The sequence below is a fragment of the Streptococcus oralis genome (assembly GCF_023611505.1).
Lineage (GTDB): Bacteria > Bacillota > Bacilli > Lactobacillales > Streptococcaceae > Streptococcus > Streptococcus oralis_CT.
The window spans coordinates 1,451,912-1,469,706 of record NZ_CP097843.1; the positions used below are offsets into that span (position 1 = coordinate 1,451,912).

20 protein-coding genes and 1 pseudogene are annotated in these 17,795 nt (G+C 40.3%); 1 reads left to right on the plus strand and 20 read right to left on the minus strand.

Annotation, left to right across the window (positions count from 1 at the left end; translation table 11 throughout):
• Positions 1-11: 11 nt before the first annotated feature.
• The 15 genes from M9H69_RS07445 to M9H69_RS07515 form a co-directional block, all read right to left on the minus strand.
• Complete coding sequence (locus tag M9H69_RS07445; protein ID WP_250315264.1) at positions 12-2,597, minus strand: phage tail tip lysozyme; 2,586 nt, start codon at positions 2,595-2,597, stop codon at positions 12-14.
• An 11-nt stretch (positions 2,598-2,608) separates the two neighbouring features.
• Entirely contained in the window at positions 2,609-4,975 is a 2,367-nt protein-coding gene (locus tag M9H69_RS07450; protein ID WP_250315265.1) for a VirB4-like conjugal transfer ATPase, CD1110 family, read from the minus strand.
• Entirely contained in the window at positions 4,929-5,285 is a 357-nt protein-coding gene (locus M9H69_RS07455; RefSeq protein WP_250315266.1) for a PrgI family protein, read from the minus strand. Before M9H69_RS07455 ends, M9H69_RS07450 begins: the two co-directional genes overlap by 47 nt.
• A gap of 70 nt (positions 5,286-5,355) precedes the next feature.
• Entirely contained in the window at positions 5,356-5,775 is a 420-nt protein-coding gene (locus tag M9H69_RS07460) for a hypothetical protein (RefSeq protein WP_020902563.1), read from the minus strand.
• A 45-nt stretch (positions 5,776-5,820) separates the two neighbouring features.
• On the minus strand, positions 5,821-6,552 hold the full coding sequence (locus M9H69_RS07465) for a type IV secretion system protein (protein ID WP_250315267.1): 732 nt from the start codon (positions 6,550-6,552) through the stop codon (positions 5,821-5,823).
• A 21-nt stretch (positions 6,553-6,573) separates the two neighbouring features.
• On the minus strand, positions 6,574-6,798 hold the full coding sequence (locus M9H69_RS07470; RefSeq protein ID WP_000379145.1) for a hypothetical protein: 225 nt from the start codon (positions 6,796-6,798) through the stop codon (positions 6,574-6,576).
• Positions 6,799-6,803: 5 nt separating this feature from the next.
• The gene (locus tag M9H69_RS07475) at positions 6,804-7,034 is read right to left on the minus strand and encodes a YdbC family protein (protein WP_324031325.1); all 231 of its coding nucleotides are present in this window, start codon (positions 7,032-7,034) and stop codon (positions 6,804-6,806) included.
• 98 nt (positions 7,035-7,132) lie between these two features.
• On the minus strand, positions 7,133-7,471 hold the full coding sequence (locus M9H69_RS07480) for a hypothetical protein (RefSeq protein ID WP_049477739.1): 339 nt from the start codon (positions 7,469-7,471) through the stop codon (positions 7,133-7,135).
• A 431-nt stretch (positions 7,472-7,902) separates the two neighbouring features.
• A complete protein-coding gene (locus M9H69_RS07485) occupies positions 7,903-8,730 on the minus strand; it encodes a replication initiator protein A (protein WP_250315268.1) in 828 nt (275 codons plus the stop codon).
• 2 nt (positions 8,731-8,732) lie between these two features.
• A complete protein-coding gene (locus M9H69_RS07490) occupies positions 8,733-8,894 on the minus strand; it encodes a hypothetical protein (RefSeq protein ID WP_000623739.1) in 162 nt (53 codons plus the stop codon).
• 204 nt (positions 8,895-9,098) lie between these two features.
• The gene (rplA, locus tag M9H69_RS07495; protein ID WP_001085676.1) at positions 9,099-9,788 is read right to left on the minus strand and encodes a 50S ribosomal protein L1; all 690 of its coding nucleotides are present in this window, start codon (positions 9,786-9,788) and stop codon (positions 9,099-9,101) included.
• A gap of 206 nt (positions 9,789-9,994) precedes the next feature.
• On the minus strand, positions 9,995-10,420 hold the full coding sequence (rplK, locus tag M9H69_RS07500; protein ID WP_001085808.1) for a 50S ribosomal protein L11: 426 nt from the start codon (positions 10,418-10,420) through the stop codon (positions 9,995-9,997).
• Between the two features lie 122 nt (positions 10,421-10,542).
• Positions 10,543-11,259: an LD-carboxypeptidase LdcB/DacB gene (gene ldcB, locus M9H69_RS07505; RefSeq protein WP_250315269.1), complete on the minus strand. Its 717-nt coding sequence runs from the start codon at positions 11,257-11,259 to the stop codon at positions 10,543-10,545.
• 15 nt (positions 11,260-11,274) lie between these two features.
• Complete coding sequence (locus M9H69_RS07510) at positions 11,275-11,736, minus strand: HIT family protein (RefSeq protein ID WP_000335644.1); 462 nt, start codon at positions 11,734-11,736, stop codon at positions 11,275-11,277.
• A gap of 1 nt (position 11,737) precedes the next feature.
• Positions 11,738-12,775, minus strand: a complete 1,038-nt coding sequence (locus tag M9H69_RS07515) for a M42 family metallopeptidase (RefSeq protein WP_001077276.1) — start codon at positions 12,773-12,775, stop codon at positions 11,738-11,740.
• 138 nt (positions 12,776-12,913) lie between these two features.
• Between M9H69_RS07515 and M9H69_RS07520 the strand changes: the two genes are divergently transcribed.
• Positions 12,914-13,465 (plus strand): DUF1307 domain-containing protein, encoded by a 552-nt coding sequence (locus M9H69_RS07520; protein WP_250315270.1) that lies wholly within the window; start codon positions 12,914-12,916, stop codon positions 13,463-13,465.
• 48 nt (positions 13,466-13,513) lie between these two features.
• On the opposite strand, the gene brnQ is transcribed toward M9H69_RS07520, so the two are convergent.
• The 5 genes and pseudogenes from brnQ to pepV all read right to left on the minus strand — a co-directional run bounded on the left by brnQ (position 13,514) and on the right by pepV (position 17,794).
• Entirely contained in the window at positions 13,514-14,839 is a 1,326-nt protein-coding gene (gene brnQ / locus M9H69_RS07525; protein ID WP_250315271.1) for a branched-chain amino acid transport system II carrier protein, read from the minus strand.
• A gap of 170 nt (positions 14,840-15,009) precedes the next feature.
• Positions 15,010-15,252 (minus strand): annotated as a pseudogene (locus tag M9H69_RS07530) (rhodanese-like domain-containing protein).
• Positions 15,252-15,743 (minus strand): prolyl-tRNA synthetase associated domain-containing protein, encoded by a 492-nt coding sequence (locus M9H69_RS07535; protein WP_250315272.1) that lies wholly within the window; start codon positions 15,741-15,743, stop codon positions 15,252-15,254. Before M9H69_RS07535 ends, M9H69_RS07530 begins: the two are co-directional and overlap by 1 nt.
• A 12-nt stretch (positions 15,744-15,755) precedes the next feature.
• The gene (locus M9H69_RS07540) at positions 15,756-16,340 is read right to left on the minus strand and encodes a uracil-DNA glycosylase family protein (protein ID WP_250315273.1); all 585 of its coding nucleotides are present in this window, start codon (positions 16,338-16,340) and stop codon (positions 15,756-15,758) included.
• Positions 16,341-16,393: 53 nt separating this feature from the next.
• Complete coding sequence (gene pepV / locus M9H69_RS07545) at positions 16,394-17,794, minus strand: dipeptidase PepV (protein ID WP_250315274.1); 1,401 nt, start codon at positions 17,792-17,794, stop codon at positions 16,394-16,396.
• Position 17,795 lies beyond the last annotated feature (1 nt).

Below are 17,795 nucleotides of genomic sequence, written 5' to 3' on the forward strand. Positions count from 1 at the left end.
CATTCTTTCTTCTATTTTGGCGGAATTGCAAATGAAAGGTAACTTTGATTTGTCCAAAGAGTCCAATGTATTCTATTTTGAACTCCTTGAATGTTACATTCAGAAACAAGGAAACTACCATCTTCATTTACATGTTCAACATAAGATACATGCCCATTCTCTTCTGGAGTATTCCAAAAACCTCCTTGAATTGACATAACCGCTCCTGCTACAGGAGTTGAACTATATTTCCATCCTCTAGCAGTCAATCCTCTAACCCAGTTCTGTCCATCTCCTAACCAATTATAATGAGGAGCTCCTGCTTCTACTAACCGATTATACACGTACCAGGTGCATTGACCAATAGGGTAAGTATTACCATCAAGACTAGCTGATACAGTCGCTGATGAAGGATAGCTAGATATTTTAGATGAATACTCTGAAGGAAAACCCCATGAACTTTCTAAAACGGAACTTCCTCCTCTAGTGTGACCTCTAGGATTTTTGAGATACGATAAAACTTGTTGAGCATTATGTTGCCGTTCTTTTACTTTATCTCCTTCGTTTCCTTCCCAATATACAAGAAATCTGTTAGTTAAATAATCTACATCTTCGCTTGAATGAAGGATATTCTTTAAATGTTCAATGTAGTAAGGAGAATCACCATTTAGCATGAAGTCAAGTTGAAGTTCAAGATCATACCAATTTTTCCCTTTATCCTTTGCGTAGTTCAATAACATTGTATGTCTGATCGAACCATCACGGGTATCAGTCCATTGTCCAAGTCCAATACCTCTATGGACAATATTTGGATATTTCCCTTGATATACTTCAGCATTACCCATGTTTAACCAGTTAGGATCATCCCATGAGTTAGCTGATGCGCCCACAGGAGGGCTTAAATAGTCTCCTTCGGCCCTTTTTGCTGTTATTGATGATTCTGTCCAGAAGTTTCCTAAAATTGCTGAGACACCGTTTAAAGTTACGCTGCTATCTTGTTTTTTGAAGTAGTTATATATCTCATTTATTTTTTTTCCAATATCACCATCTAGGTTCATATCTGAAATTACTGAAGTAGTCTGATTGTATTCAACTTTTGGAAGATAGAAACCAACATTTACCCAAACCCATTCTTTCTTTTTCTTGTTTTTGAGTTTTCTATAGTAAACTTCTTGCCCTCCTACATCACTTACCTCACCGATTTCATTCCCAACTTTAATCTTATCACCATCATTAACACGAACACGAGTCACATTCTTATAAGTAAACTCTGCCGTTTCTGATGATATAATCACATCTTGCTCTTTTATAGAAATTGTACCATCCATTACAGCATAAAGTTTTGACCCTTGATTCGCTTGCAAAACAGAACCATTATATATCTCTGTTTTTGAAACATAGCCAAACCTTTTATCAATCCGTATTGGATCTAATTTTTCATCATTTGCTTCAGCATTAAAGGGGTTCGATAAATCGTTGTAGGTTACATAATAACCAACTTGTTTAGCTTGCTCTAAAACTTCATTATACTCTTTCAACTCAGATTCGCTTAATTTAAGATATTTATTATCTGAAGAAGTATAAATATCAGCCATTGTTTTAAGGTTGTCTTTATCCTTGTTTAAATCATCCCAAATTGTTGATAAAAGATCTTTATAAGGTTTATTTAATTCCCACCACTTCTTATCAGTATTATAGGGTGAATCTAGCTTGTAATCTTCATATTTGTAACCCATGAACATCATTATTTCATCAATATTTGTCCAATAATCAACCTTATCTGTTGATTTTTCTCTATCAATTTTTGAAATATGAGTCCAAGCTTCTGTAAGATCAAACTCGTTTTGTGCTACAGTTGAAGTTCCTCCACCTGTCACGACTCCTAACAAGGCAATAATCAGAACTCCTAAAAACATAATCAAGTAGGCTTTAGCTGATAAGGGATTTTTAAGAACTGCCAAGATAGGCTTCCCAACTTTTACGGCTACTTTTTTAGTAGCACTAGTGGTCTTACCTGCCTTTGAAGTTCTTAATCTCGCCCGTAAACGTTCGTATTTATTAGTAACTTTCGTTTCCCATCGATTGGCAACAGGAGTCCTGGTAAAACTACGACCACGGACAAGGTTATAGGTGCGATTTCCTGCACCATATACGACCCTAGTTGCCCCTTTACCAATCTTGACGGTATAATTGCCTAGCTTCTTAGCTTGTCTTACTTCAGCGTGTGTTCTACGGATAGTCTGACGTGCTGAAGCAATATCTTCAAGCACATCATTATCCTGAAAAGCCGAATCCACAAAATGAGAAGCCTGGTGATGAGTAACTCGCCCCAGCTTTTGAACCTTTGTTCCACCGTTACGCTGAATGGCTTGGCGTTTCTTTACTTTAGCGGTCTTCTTACGCTCTTTGAGCGTTTCAATCTCTTTACTAGCGACCGTCCGTCTTGCCTTTTGTTTCTGCCCCAGGTAACGCTTTTCGGCATCTGTCTTGGGGTTTAAGAGCCGAGCTTCTCTCTTTTCAGCTTGTTTATAGCTGTTTTTCGTTGTCTTGAGGTCAGACTTGGCTTCCTTGTACTCACGTTTGGCATCACGGAGATCACGTCTTGTTTTTCTCGACAACGTTACACCTCCTAAGCATCTGTAGTGACAAGCTCATAGAGTCTTGTGTGTCTTGGGATAGGATTTTCAAAAGGTACAACCACTTGACCTGCGACAATCAAGCCCGTTCCTTTTGCTTTTGGTTTTTCAATGTATCTTACTAAAGTTGGAGTTAAAGAAATGGCTTTAGAAAGAGCCAATAAGTCTGATTTCTTGTGTTTCAAGAGAATCATGAACTCACTATTAGATACCAACTTGCGCCCTTCTTCTTTGTTCATCAGGGTTTCAATATTTTGTGTGATGGCTGTGGCAATCGCCCCATATTTACGAACCCGTGAATACAACTCTGTAAAGAAGGTAGCCTGGGCTTCTTCTTTGAAGAAGAGCTGTACCTCGTCAAAATAAATGCGAGTAGTGAGTTTCCCTTGGGAAGCGACAACTTGATTCCAAATATAGTCCTGAATAACCATCATCGCAAAAGGCTTGAGTTTTCCTGACAAGCGTTTCAAGTTGAAGACCACAAAGCGGTTTGTAATATCAACGTTGGTCTCGTGTGCAAAGATACTTTGTGACCCTTTGGCATAGATTTCAGACTTGAGCGCCAATTCCTGGGCTTCAGGTTCTTCTTGTTCAAGCAAAACATCGTGCCAATCTGCAAGCGTTGGCGTTCTATCTTCATCCGCAAACCGTTTATAAGTTTCACGGGTGACACGGTCAATAATGGTATATTGCACGTCACCGACTTCATCAAGAATAGACTCAAAGAGCCCCATGAGAAGGTTTGACTTATCCCCGATAGGGTCATCATCTTCATCCTTCAGTTGACTCGAATCAGGCAAGTCCATCAAGTTTAGGTGTGACTTAGAACCGATATAAATATCAACCAACTGCGCCCCAAACTCACGTCCAATATCGGAATATTCATCTTCAGGATCAACAATGATGATACGGTCTTCAGGGTTCTTCAGATAGGTTGGTATGATTTCCATGGTTTTTACAGTAACAGACTTTCCTGAACCTGAAGAGCCAAGAACTACGCCCGAACCAGTGTTCAGGTCTGCTTTACGGTCAACCGTAATCACATTGTTAGATAGTTGATTTTGACCGTAATAGAGCGCCCTCTCACTATCTGACTTTAGGTCAACGTTCATAAAAGGAACTTGTGTAGCCAAGTTAGCTGTGGTCATATCACGGATAAAGCGACGTTTCACATTTAAGAAGGTGTGACCAATAGGAAGGATGGTATTAAGTCCTTCTTCCTGGTAATAGTAACACTCTTGAAAATCAACGCCAACCTTACGTGAAGCGGTCAAGACTTTATCTGTGATACTTGCCAGCTCCTCCTCATCCTCAGCCTTGAAATAAAGAGCGATCAAACCTGAAAAGGCTTTTTGGTCATTGTCGTCAATCTCTTCTTTCCATCGTCTCGTTGACTCAGAAATTTCACGTGCTCGACCTGAGACAGCCAGATCCTGGTCAACCCCTTCTTGAGCACCTGACCGTTGAGCCTTGACCATTTCAGCTTTGATAGTTGTATCCGCATTGTTAATCTTACGCATAAAGCTAGATGGCTCATAAGGCTCAGCATGAATCGTGATAGCCAACTCAACGCCTATATCCGTTAAACTCTTAATCAGTCGATCTGTTAAGAAAGTTGGGAAGTTTCTAGCATACATGACCTTTGCGACCCCTTCATTGATACGGAAACGATTTTCCAAGAAATGAAGCCTGTTAGGGGCGATAAAATCTTTTGTATGTAATTCTGAAAGGGCAATATCCCTGAAGTTATAAGGGAGTTTGTGTTTGCCCAGGAGCAACTCCGCAAACACGTCAAGACGTTCTTTCCCATCCATTTCTTCAAAGGTAATATCCATTTGAGAGTATTGATTTTCAAGTGAGTTGCCTAGCTCGCTTAAGTTGGCATCCGCTTGCCCTCGATTATAGGCTTCTGTCTTCAAGGTCACATATTTTTCAACCTTAAAATTCTTTGAGTCACTTGAAAAACGACTTTCAATCATTTCATTGTATTCCTTACGGAAATTATCAAAGCCGTCACCAACCTCATCATACTTAATTTGCTCAACAGCGTTGTCTTCGACTCTCCGATTGATAACCAGGAGCTGATAAGTAGAGCCTGCATCAAGTGAATTGAGCGCTTCAGCGTGTGTATCAATCACGTCAATCTTTTCTTCCTGATTAGCGGATAGATAGGCGACATCACCCAAGCGATAGGTTCTTGACCATTCGTTTTTGGCAATGTGCATCAGCCCATTTTCAAATAGGCTATTGTATTTAATGGTATTTTGTGTTGAAGCCTTCAAGGAGCGTTTTAGGCGTGCCTTACGTTCCTTTTCAGCCTTCGTCAACTTCTTTGACTTTCTTCCAAGATTTAAAATCATCTTTTGTGAACTCCTCTCCTTCCTCAAATTCTGTAATAAAAGCTCGCTTCTGAACTTTTAGATTAAACATGACCTTGTCTTTGACTGTTTCATCAAAGCCTAGCCCGTAAATGATAAAGGGAGGGGCAATGAGGAGCGCCACAAGGTACATAAAAATATCTGATAGTCCCATTATGGAAATGGTGATAGTGAGTGACACCACTATCCCAATCCCAAGCATCATGACTAAAAGACGTTTGGTCATCCCAAAGGCGACGGGTCTTTCATAGTTGTCAAACTGCTTGAGGAACTCACTTCCTAATTTGTTCATACAACCTCTTTCTAGCTACAATAAAAACACCTTGCTCTGGCAAAGTGTTTGTTCAACAGTTTCAATTTTGTTAGTCTCTCATGCGTCCAATCGTTGACATGATAGCACCAATTAAAGCCACAATCAAAAGAATTGGTATCGAAGTATTATTAAATATAAGGTTGGTATTAACTTCGTAATCTAAAATCGTCCCATAGTAAATAACTCCTGCAATACTCCAAAAAATAGATAGACCAATAAACATGATTATCCAATTCCAAAGGACACTTAAAAGGAAAAATGGAGTTGCAATCAGAAATCCAATAATCATAATCAGACCTGATAAAATCAGACTAAAGAAGTTGCCAATCATTGACCAAATGGAGCGTTTCACTCGTTTAGGGGCGTTTGATTGAACTGGTGTAGGGGTTTCTACTGGTTCTTCTTGCGATTGAGGAGACAATTTGAAATGGTTTCCTTCTCGCTTGATATAGTATCGTTTTTCTGACATGAACTCACCTCCTTATAGAACTATTTTACCAAATTTATTGCTTTTTTACATGGCATTTAAAAGTGTTTTTGCCAAGCGCTGACTACCGAACAAGGCGACAATATAGACAATACTTTTTGCGATAGATGCAAAAGCAGTCGCCCAATCTCCTGATGATGCTTTAAATAAGTCATCCGTTACCAAAGCTGGGTAAAGTCTGACAATAATGACAAGCAATAACCCTTGTAAGGCGTAAGCTGAAAAGTGTTTTAAGAAGTTGATGGCTACTGGCTTTGTCTGTTCAGACATGAAGAAAGCCACAATTAGCGGAGCGACTGCCTTCAAGAGATACATTTGGAAAAATCTCATAAAGACAAGTAATTTCGCACATACATCAGCTATTAGCTCAGTAAAGTTGCCTACGATATTGACAATCTGTTTGGCTATCCATCCACTTATACCTGAAGTATCCATATCAGACTTAAATGTTTTATTCGGTAACACGCCATCGACAAGAGCAATCCCCCTGTTAAAGACAAATACGATAAAATCAAAGATTTCTGAAATGTTATAAACCAATAGAAATGCAATAGCATATCCAAGGGCTACTTCCATCCAAAGCTGAACCGTTAAGCCACCGCCCTCTTGTCCTAACCGTCTATTCCATGAAAAAATGTCAAATAGAAAGAAGGTTAAAATCAAGATTGAAGCGACTGGCAATAAAGCCCCGTTAATCTTATCAGCGTATTGATTGACTGTTGAACTATACTCAGCTAGAGAATTTGTGATATTATCCATTCACTCTAGCTCCTTTCAGATTTAGCTGATAGCTTGAAGCGCTGCAATAATGGCTTGGCAGACTGCCGCCCCGATAACACCGATAGCGCCACCATTTATCATGGCATTTGCCCCTTTTTCCTGGCGCATAGAGTCATTGTTGTTACGACCCCCAAAGAAGTCAATAATTCCTGCAAGAACCCATACAAGTCCTGTAATACCAACGACTGCTTGAACAATTTGAAAAACTTTAACTGCTGTATCCATAAGATTTAATCCTCTTTCTTTTTTGTAATTTGTAAATGTTTAATTGCATCTGCAAGGACGACCATTTCGTCCTCAAAAAGTGTGACACCCTTGCCAACTCGTGAATGGTCATCTTTCCATGACCGTATATCATATTTTGGCTCGGCATCATTCCATGAAATAATGTTTAGTTCCTTTTGCCACCCTCTGTCATTCTTTGATAGGACGGCAATCGTCTCAATGATTTTAAAGCGTATAGGCTCATTATTATCTTTTGTTGGTTGACGGTTGGACTGGATTTTCTTTTGTTGGTCTTCAAAACTTTCTTTCCAACCTTTGTCATTTTCCCAATCCGTCATAAATTTCCTCCTGTGCTTCGTTTTCTAGTGCGGTGATAGCCCGTCCCTGTAAGTCTAAGCACGTTGGTCATTCCAAATCGACATCTTCTCGCAACCAAAATTCCATTTCGTTCTATTGTGCGAATTGCGGAAAAAACGTCTTTGTATTCAATCTTTAGATCAACGTACATATGCTTTCCTGCAACATAGGCTTTTCTTGATACTGTGCCATACTTTGGTTTTAACTTCAGTATTTCACCACTATCAAGATAAGCAGAAGCACCACCTTCACGTCCTAATTGTTTTAAGTCTCTGATGCAAACGTCATTGTTTGCAAGGTCTTCAAATTTATTCATTCTTTCTCTCCATTTCGAATAAATTTAGGTTGATTTACACCCATGCTGTATAACTTCCTTTTGGTTATATCTGTATTTCTTGCGCACCGTTTATGGTCAAAACGACAAACCCGCGAAAATGCGAATTGTGACTGAGGCTAGAGTCTAGCTTTACACTCCGCCCCCAATTTTGTATCTCATAGTCACGCTGTATCAGGGCAGAGGGGGTATTCAGTTGTCAAAGTGCTTCAGCAGTTTATTGACTTGCTCGGGTCAAAGAAAATATTAATCAGCATAGAAGAGGCCATAGCCAGCTACTAACATACACAAGCTCATAAGTTGCTGGAAACCAGGAAAATCCGAAAGGAAAATTTTGGGCATAAAGTATGATACGCAAAAAATACAAGTAATAATCAGCAAATTTAGAGCAATTTTCTTTACTAACTTTTTCATCAGCTTACCCCTTTATTTTGTTGCTTTCTGATCCTCTGACTCCATTCAGCCATCACGCCGTTAAATACGTATTCAGCAACCATTTCAGACGAGCGGGCAAACCTCATATTCTCTAAAGCGTATTGATAGCGGTCATCAAAATGTATCATCGCATAATCTGCGGTAGCCTGTGAGAAGTTTTCTTTTAGTAACTGGTCATGAACCAAGTTCCAAATATAGTCTCGGTCGTACTTAGTCGCCTTATCAACTTTTCGGGAAAGATTGACTCTATTTTTTCCTTCAGAATTTTGAGGGGCTTTCTCTTCTTCCTCCTCTAAACTAAAATCAGTATCACTAAACTCAGGCTCACTAGAATCAGTATCATTAGGTTCTGAAATTCCGAAGTCTTGAATTCTGTTTTCCAGAGTTCCAGAATTCGGAATTTCAGAATTCTGGAAGTCGGAATTTCCGAATTCCGCTGGTATCAAGGGTTTAGCCACATTTTCAACCTTTAAAGAACCAAGATAAATCAAATTTGGTTTGTTTAAACCTTGGCGAACTTCTTCGAGTAGGTCATATTTTTTCAGCTCTTTTTTCAGCTTAATAACCTTATCTTTTCCGTAACCTAACATCTCTCCAATTTCTTCAACGGTAAAGATGAAATAGATATTTCCATCAGCATCAATCCAGTTGTTTTTTACTGATAACTCAAATCTATCCTTTAGGATGGCATAAAGCAATTTAGATTCAGCAGACATCTTTTTATAGAGTTCAGACTCAAAAAGTAACTTTGGTACACGGAAGAATCTTTCTCCGTTATTAACCTGTGCAAGTGAGATTCTTTCCATACCTAAACCTCCCTAAATCTAAGATCACCTTTTGAATTAAAAGCAATCAATCCAAAAGATTCTAGTTCTTTAATGTTGTCTATTGATTCTTGACGGGTTATCCCTGTCTGTTTCATCAAGAATGAAATAATCAATTCACGTGTTTCTTTTTCTTTTGATATCATTTGTGACCTCCTGAGATTAAATTGAGAAAAACAAAAGAGAACGCTATTCACGTTCTCTCAATGTTATTTATTCAATTCTCCCAATTTAGGACACATACAGCACTATTGCTACAAAGCTGATCAATGAACTGATTTTTCTAAAAGGTAATACTCATCAAAAAAACGAGCACTTTCGTACTCGTCTTCTCTTTTATAAACTACTGATTAAAGTGAGTTTACGTCAACTTTGATACCAACACCTTGAGTAGTTGTGATTGTCAAGTTTGTTACGTAAGTTCCTTTAGCTGTAGCTGGTTTTGATTTTTGGATTGTTTCGTTGAAAGCTTTGAAGTTTTCAACCAATTTTTCAGCTTCAAATGATACTTTACCGATGATTGCTTGAACGTTACCTGCACGGTCAGCACGATAAGTGATTTTACCGCCTTTAGACTCTTCAACTGCTTTAGCAACATCCATTGTTACAGTACCAGTTTTAGGGTTTGGCATCAAGTTACGTGGTCCAAGGACACGTCCAAGACGTCCAACAAGAGCCATCATATCAGGTGTAGCGATAACTACGTCGAAGTCCAACCAACCGTCGTTGATTTTCGCAACAAGATCATCTTCACCAACAAAGTCTGCACCAGCAGCTTTTGCTTCTTCAGCTTTTGCACCACGTGCGAAAACAAGAACGCGTGAAGTTTTACCAGTACCGTTTGGCAATACCATTGCGCCACGGATTTGTTGGTCAGCTTTTTTAACGTCAATGTTCAAGTTGTAAGCAACTTCTACAGTTGCGTCAAATTTTGCAAAGTTAGTTTCTTTTGCAAGTGCTACAGCTTCTTCTACACTGTATGCTTTTGTGCTGTCGATTTTCTCAAGAGCAGCACGAAGTTGTTTGCTTTTTTTAGCCATTTTCTATTCTCCTTGTAAGTGGTTCAATCGATTTTCATCTCCCACGTCACTTCTCGAAATGATGAAGTCTTGCGGGTTTTCAGTCTATTATTTTCCTTTTCTACTTCGTTAAGTTCCTTTGCTGTACCCAAGTACAAGCATCAGCCACTGGCCCAGTATGAAAAGCAACTAATAGACTGCTGTGAGATTTTCTACTGTGTTATTGATTAGTCAACAACAGTGAATCCCATAGAACGAGCAGTACCTTCGATCATACGCATTGCAGACTCAATGTTTGCTGCGTTCAAATCTGGCATCTTAGTTTCTGCAATTTCTTGTACTTGTGCACGAGTAACTGTAGCAACTTTAGTTTTGTTAGGTGTACCTGATCCTTTTTCAACACCTGCAGCTTTTTTCAAAAGAACAGCAGCTGGTGGTGTTTTTGTAACGAAAGTAAATGATTTGTCTTCGTATACTGAGATAACAACTGGAATGATCATACCAGCTTGGTCAGCTGTACGAGCGTTGAACTCTTTTGTGAATCCCATGATGTTGATACCAGCTTGACCAAGAGCAGGTCCAACCGGTGGAGCTGGTGTAGCTTTACCAGCAGGGATTTGCAATTTTACAAGTTTTTCGACTTTTTTAGCCATTTTTAAATCCTCCTTTGTGGTTTTGGCGGTAATGTAAGATTTTTACCTCCCACAAGTATGCTTTACGCATACCCATCTATTATACACTATTTATCTAAAAATGCAAGAGAAAAATTTCTTTTTTAATCGACGTAATCTCCGCCTTCAAAGCCATAGTATTCTTCCAAACTAAGGCCACTTGCAGCAATTTCTTTGGCTTCTTTTCCAACGTAGCGAAGATGCCATTCTTCCGCCATGTAGCCAGTCTCTTTTTCCTTTCCTTTGAGATAGCGAACAACAAAGCCATAGTCAGCTGCATGATCCAAGAGCCACTGGGCTGCCTTCTCCTCTGTCACTAATTCTCCATTAGTCCCAATCAAATCAAAAGCAAGACCTGTTTGGTGTTCACTGTATCCAGGGCGGGCTGAGTAGCGATCTGCCTCTTCCTTACCATCTTGATTCACATAGTCTTGATAAAGTTTGGTTTGAGTTTCATAACTTCTAAAACCACTGTAGTGATCGCTGATTGGGTAGCCAGCTGCTTGCATTGCTGCAATGAGTTTCAGCAACTCCGCCTTGGCTGTTGGATTTTCTCCTGGATTGTAGTCTTTTGACAAAGGATAGTGCTTATTAGCCACGACGATTTCATCGTATTTCCCTTGTATACTATAGTGATCTCCCTTATTCACAACTTCTGCCTTTTTCTGACTAGAAGCTTGAGATTTGCTCCCTACAGTACCCTCAGGTTGACTAGTTTGTTCCGTTTTTTGAGTATTTTCTTCATTTTTAGGTATTTCTTGAGAACATGCTGCTAGGGTTACTGCTAGCAAACCGGATAAAACGATGTATCTTTTTTTCATTTTTTTCTTCCTCTCTTAAATCACATGCTTCTCTAATTCATCGGATAAGGTTTTAATCATTTGTTCCAACTCACGGGATTGCACTTGGCAATCTTCTGCCGCCATTTCTTCCCAGGGCACCCACCAGACTGGACCACGACCATTAAGACCATGACCATTCATATCACCTGATCGTCTTGGAAAGAGGTGCCAGTGAGCGTGGGCATCTCCATTTCCTAGAAGTTCGATGTTCATCTTTTCAGCTTTAAACGCTTTGGCAACAGCTTCTTGGACCAAACTCATTTCCTCTAGAAAACGAAGTTTCACAGAACTCTCCATCTGATAGAGTTCTGTGACATGCTCCTTTGCTAGAAATAAGGTATAACCCCTAAAGTATTGGTGGTCTCCAATAACAACATAGCCTGTTTCTAGTTCTTTTACAAAGTAGGGATTCTTCCCTACCTTTATCCATTCAATTCTTTGACAAATCAAGCACATATTAGTCTACCAATGCACTCTTGAGATAGGCGTCTACCATACGCTCAGTCGCCACGACCGAATCAATGTGTGTTCGTTCGTAAGAGTGACTGGACTCAATACCAGCTCCAAGGAGGGCATGCTTAACCTCTGCTCCTGCTGACATAGCTGCGGAAGCATCCGAACCGTAAAATGGATAAATATCGAGCTTAAATGGAATATCTTGCTCCTTTGCCAAAGCCACTAAATGTTGACGGAAGTCGTAGTGATAGGGACCCGAAGCATCCTTGACACAGATAGACACTGTATACTCATCCGTCTGCTGGTCATCGCCCATAGCTCCCATATCGACAGCCAGATATTCTACTACCTGAGCTGGAATATTGGAGTTGGCACCGTGGCCCACCTCTTCAAAGACTGAAAAAGCAAAATGAGTTGTTACTGGCAATGCAATCCCCTCTTCCTTATAAACACGAAGAAGATTGAGCAAAATCGCTGCGCTGACTTTATCATCCAAGTGACGGGACTTGATAAAACCAGTCTCTGTCACGACAGTTCGCGGGTCAAAGCTGATAAAATCACCGACCTCAATTCCAAGAGCACGAGTTTCTTTTTCATTGGTCACTTTTGCATCCAAACGCACTTCCATATTGTCCTGTGTGCGTTCTGCAGTTCCTGCATCCTTGTAGACATGACAAGAAGTCTGGTGGATGAGGATGGTTCCAGATACCTTTTTACCTGTGCTAGCCACATGAACCGTACAGTTCTCCCCTTCAATCATGTTCCAAGGGAAACCACCGACACGGTCCATTTTGAGACGACCGTCTGGTTTGACTGCACGAACAATAGCTCCTAGCGTATCCACATGGGCAGTCACATAACGTTGTTGCTTATCATTTTGACCTTTAATGGTCACATTGACACCGCCCTTGGCTGTACGAACCGGCTGGTAACCAAGCTCTTCTAAAGTATGGACTAGGTAGTCTGAAATCTCACGAGTAAAGCCTGTTGGAGATGCAATAGCGGTTAATTCTTTGATATAGTTTACAGTTTGATTCATTTCTTCACCTCTTTCCTACCATTATAACATTTTTCTAGTCAGACTCCTTCTCAAAAGGAGAAAAACTGTGTTTAGTTGCTTTCACTATAGATCCATGTTATAATACAAATACTTTGATTATGAAAGGAAAGTAAAAATATGAAATCCTACTTTAAAGTATCACTAGCCCTTGTGGCTTCACTTGTCCTCCTACTCGGATGTTCCAAACAGGCATCAACACCTGCTAGCAGCAGTAGCAAAGAAGACACAACAACTCAGTCAAGCGAGACCAAACAAAGCAGTCAACAATCATCTGAAAAGAAAGATGAGACAGAAACTCACACATTTGTCCACAATAGCAAACCTGGGATTCATTCTACCTTGACTTATACTGTGAAGGGAGATGACGTTGTAAAACAAACTGTTCATAATGTACTTGACCCTGAAAAACTTAATAATACCGCGGAAGGTATTAAGGAAATTGTTGACGATACTTATAAAGGTTATGAAGGGGTCAAAGGGGTTACACAAAAAGTTGAAATTCAAGACGGAAAAGTTATCCAAAACATCGAGGTTGACATGACTGTCGCGAGTCTTGACGAATTGAAAAAAGCAATGCCGAACGAATATTCTGGTATTGGAAACCGTGTAAGCTTTGCTGCCTCGAAAAAAATGCTTAAAGAAGCTGGTTATACTGAACAAACCAACTAATGAGTCGTGCTTATACAAAAAATTCTTGGTCGATGACCAAGAATTTTTTTATTCCATCTCAAAAACGTCACTCTCTTGTTTGTTTGGTAGAACCAGTGAAAGCAAGATTCCGATAATAGCTGGCACTAGCCATGGTAGAGAGGCAGCTGCAAACGGAAGAGCATTGACGAGATTTGCTAGAAACTCAATCTTAAAAGAACTTCCAAGGACGCTTGCAAGAGCAATCGCTGTAACAAGCCCAATAGTTAACTGCATACCTGGTTTTGATAGGGCGACAAACTTATTAACAATCACAATCATCACAATGGCGATGGTGATTGGGTACAAGATTACCAGTACTGGAACTGAATACTTAATGATTGCATCAAGACCAAGATTTGCAATAGCAAATCCAATCAAGGTAAAGGCAGTTGCATAGACCTTGTAGCTGATTTGTGGGAAACGTCCATTAAAGAACTCAGCTGTAGACACAATCAAGCCAACTGTCGTTGTGAAGCAGGTTACAGTTACCATAACAGCAAGGAAGAGTTGAGCCGTTGAACCAAAGATTTCCTGAGTTGCTTGTGACAAGATATAAACACCTGGAGTTCCACCCTTCATGACTTCTGCCGGAACTGGGAAATGATTTCCAAGGAATCCTAGACCAATATAGAGAGCGCTAAAGGCAAGAGCTACAACGATACCAACCACCCAAATAGTTGAAATGTATTCTTTCTTACTGGAGAAGCCAAGTTGTTTCAAGGTTTGAACAGCAATCACACTAAAAGCGACTGAGGCTAGGGCATCCAAGGTGTTATAACCTTCTAGGAAACCTGTACCAAAGGCAGAAGATTGATAGGCTGCTGAAGCCGCTTGAGGGCTGGTTTCACCATATTTGAAGGCACCTAGTACAACCAAGATAACGATCAACAAAGCAAAGACTGGCGTTAAGATACGTCCAATGCGGTCCAAAATCTTTGAAGGATTGAGCGAGATCAGATAGGCCGCTGCAAAATATAGCACGGTAAAGATAATCAATCCAAGCCCTTTATTTGCTTCAGACAAGAGGGGGCTGATGCCGACCTCATAAGCTGTTGTTGCTGTACGTGGGATAGCAAAGAATGGGCCAATCGATAGATAGAGGACTGCAAGATAAAGCGTCGCAAACCAAGGTGAGATTTTCTTAGAAATCTCGTGAATGTAACCTTTAGGGTTTAGCGTTCCGATGATGAGCGTTAGGACAGCAATCCCGACACCCGAAAATACAAAACCTGCGATGGCAGGAAGAAACTGTTCTCCAGATAGGGCACCTAGAGAAGGTGGAAAAATCAAGTTCCCCGCACCAAAAAATATTCCAAACAGGAGCAAGCCTGTTAGGGCACCTTTTTTAGCCATAAAAATCTCCTTCATATTTCTAAAATACTGACCTAGTATACCATGATTAAGACTTTGAAAAAAGCATCCAAAATTAATCATTGAATGTTTTCAATATTTTCAAAAATAAGAATTGTCTAAAAACAAATTTCTCCTACCTAGTCCACACCAAGTAAGAGAAATGCAAAATTTTAAAGATTTTCAAAGACCATCATGCCACCTTGGACATTGATAACCTTGCATCCATTCTCCTCTAAGAACTGGCAAGCACGAGCTGATCTCATCCCTGATTTACAAATGACATAATACAACTGCTCATTGTCCAACTCTTCCACTTCTCTCACATCTACTAGAGAAAGTTGGTCGTTTTGGTAAAACTAGTAAAATGCGACAAAGGAAATTTCTTCCGTTCTTTTTCTCCTTTTTGATGCCATTAAGACAAGATTAAAACCCCATAGGTAAATCCAATCGACTCTAAAAATCGGAACAAGTCTTTGCTTTTGATAAAGATGGTCTTTTCATTAGTATTGGGATGGAAAGTCATGATATCCTCCGATACAATGTCCTTATCAAAATAAACTAGAATATCTTTTTCTTCATTATTTAACAAACCAAAAGGTGATACCGTTCCTGCTGGTAGGGTCATTTTCTCAACCAAGGAGTCCAATGAGGCCATTCGAATCCGATCGGCTCCCACTTGAACTTTAAAGTCATCCATATCCAATCGTTTCTTGTCGTCCATGATGAGCAGATAGTACTGGGTTTTCTTTCTATTGGTCAAAAACATGGACTTAGTCCGGACTCCTTCCATTCCTTCAATATAGCTATCCGCCTGCTCTGTCGTAAATACAGGTGGGTGCTCCACCACATCAAAGGTAATTCCCAACTCTTGCAACTTATTAGCTACTTGTTGATAAGCATCCATAGTTTTTCTCCTTTATTGATGAATAATCTTTTGTACCAATGCTTTCAAATCTGGCACCACTTCTGACTCAAACCAAGGATTCTTAGCCATCCAGATTTGATTACGAGGAGAAGGGTGAACTAGGGGAAAATACTCAGGCAAATAGTCTTTGTAATGTTTTACCCGCTCTGTTACCTTGCCACTAACCTTCTCATGAAGATAATATGCCTGAGCATATTGTCCAATCAAAAGGGTCAATTCAATATTTGGACATTCCTTGAGGAGTTGCGGATGCCATTTTTCGGCAAAACCTTTACGAGGTGGAAGGTCGCCTGATTTTCCATGTCCTGGGAAATAAAAGTCCATGGGAATAACTGCAAACAACCCCGAATTGTAAAAGGTGTCTTCATCAACACCTAGCCACTCACGCAGACGATCACCACTCTTATCCTTCCAATAAATTCCAGCTTCTTGCGTTTTAAAGCCCGGAGCTTGACCGACAATATTGATACGAGCAGTTGTTGGCGCTGCAAAGAGAGGTGCAATTCTGCGTTCTGTATAGCTGGTATTTTGCGGATCCGCCATAATGGCTTGCTTGATTCTTTCAATTTGAGACATCTGTTTTCCCTCCAAAAAGAAGTCCAAGCATACAATCTCAGACTTCTAACATTTTATTTGATCAGTTCATAAATAGCTTCAGCATAGATTGCTGCTGCTCGGAAGAGATCGTCCAAGGCGATAAATTCATTGGCTTGGTGCATGGTATCGATTGAGTCCGGGAACATGGCACCATAGGCAACCCCACGTTCCAGCAAACGACCAAAGGTACCACCACCGATGACTTGTTCGTGACCTTTAAGACCAGTTTGTTTTTCATAGACATTCAACAAGGTTTGCACAAGCGGATCTTCCATTGGCACATAGTGAGGGGTGTGACCGTGTTCAGAAAGACTAACAGAAGCAACTGGCAAGTTTTCAAGGATTGACTTGATATGCTCTGGGCTTGTTCCTTTTGGATAACGGAAGTTAAGGGCAATGGTATTGTCAGCACTTGTTTCATCAAAGCGGAAGACACCCGCATTCATAGAAAGGGCACCCATCTTTTCATCTACATGAGCAACCTTGAGATTTGTACCCTCATGGTCGTTCAAGAGAATCTTACCAGCAATGTCAAGGTAGTCTTTTGCAGGTCCTTCAAAGGCAAACTGGCTGAGGAAGAGGGCAAGATATGTCGCACCATTGACACCTGAAGCAGGCATAGCACCGTGGGCTGATTTACCAATAATAGCCACCTTGTATTTGCCAGCTTCTTCTTGGATTTCTCCTCTGAGTTTGTGTTCAGTGACGAAGGCATCTAGTTTTCCTTGCAAGTCAGCCAAGTCACCTGAAACAACTGCTGTCGCTGATTCAGGTACCATGTTTTCACGTAAACCACCTGTAAAACTGTGAAGACGGGCAGCACCAGTATTTTCACCCGCAAAGTGAAGATATTCTGTGATATTTCCTTTTTCACCGTTGATGATAGGGAATTCAGCATCTGGAGAGAAACCAAAGTCTGGTTTCGCAAGCCCTACATGTTCAAAGTAGTAGTCCATGTCTGCCCAGCCAGATTCTTCGTCTGTTCCGACGATGAAACGAACTTTTTTAGAAGTTGGAAGGCCCAGTTCTTTGATGATTTTCAAACCATAATAGCAAGCTGTTGTAGGGCCCTTGTCGTCAGATGCTCCACGCGCATAGAGGCGACCGTCTTTGATAGTTGGTGTATAAGGGTCTGTATCCCAACCGCTACCAGCTGGTACCACGTCCATATGGGCAAAGATTCCGAGAACTTCTTCCCCTTCACCAAACTCAAAATGTCCGGCATAGTTATCAACATTTTGAGTTGGATAGCCATCACGATCTGCGATTTCAAGGAATTTTTCCAAGGCTTTTACTGGACCAGGTCCAAATGGATGCTGCTCATCTGCCTTGCTGTCATCACGTTCGGAGTTGATTTCTAAAAGGCTAAACAAGTCAGCCAAGAGGTCTTCTTTGCGTTTTTCTACTTCTGCTGTAAAATCAATTGCTGTCATT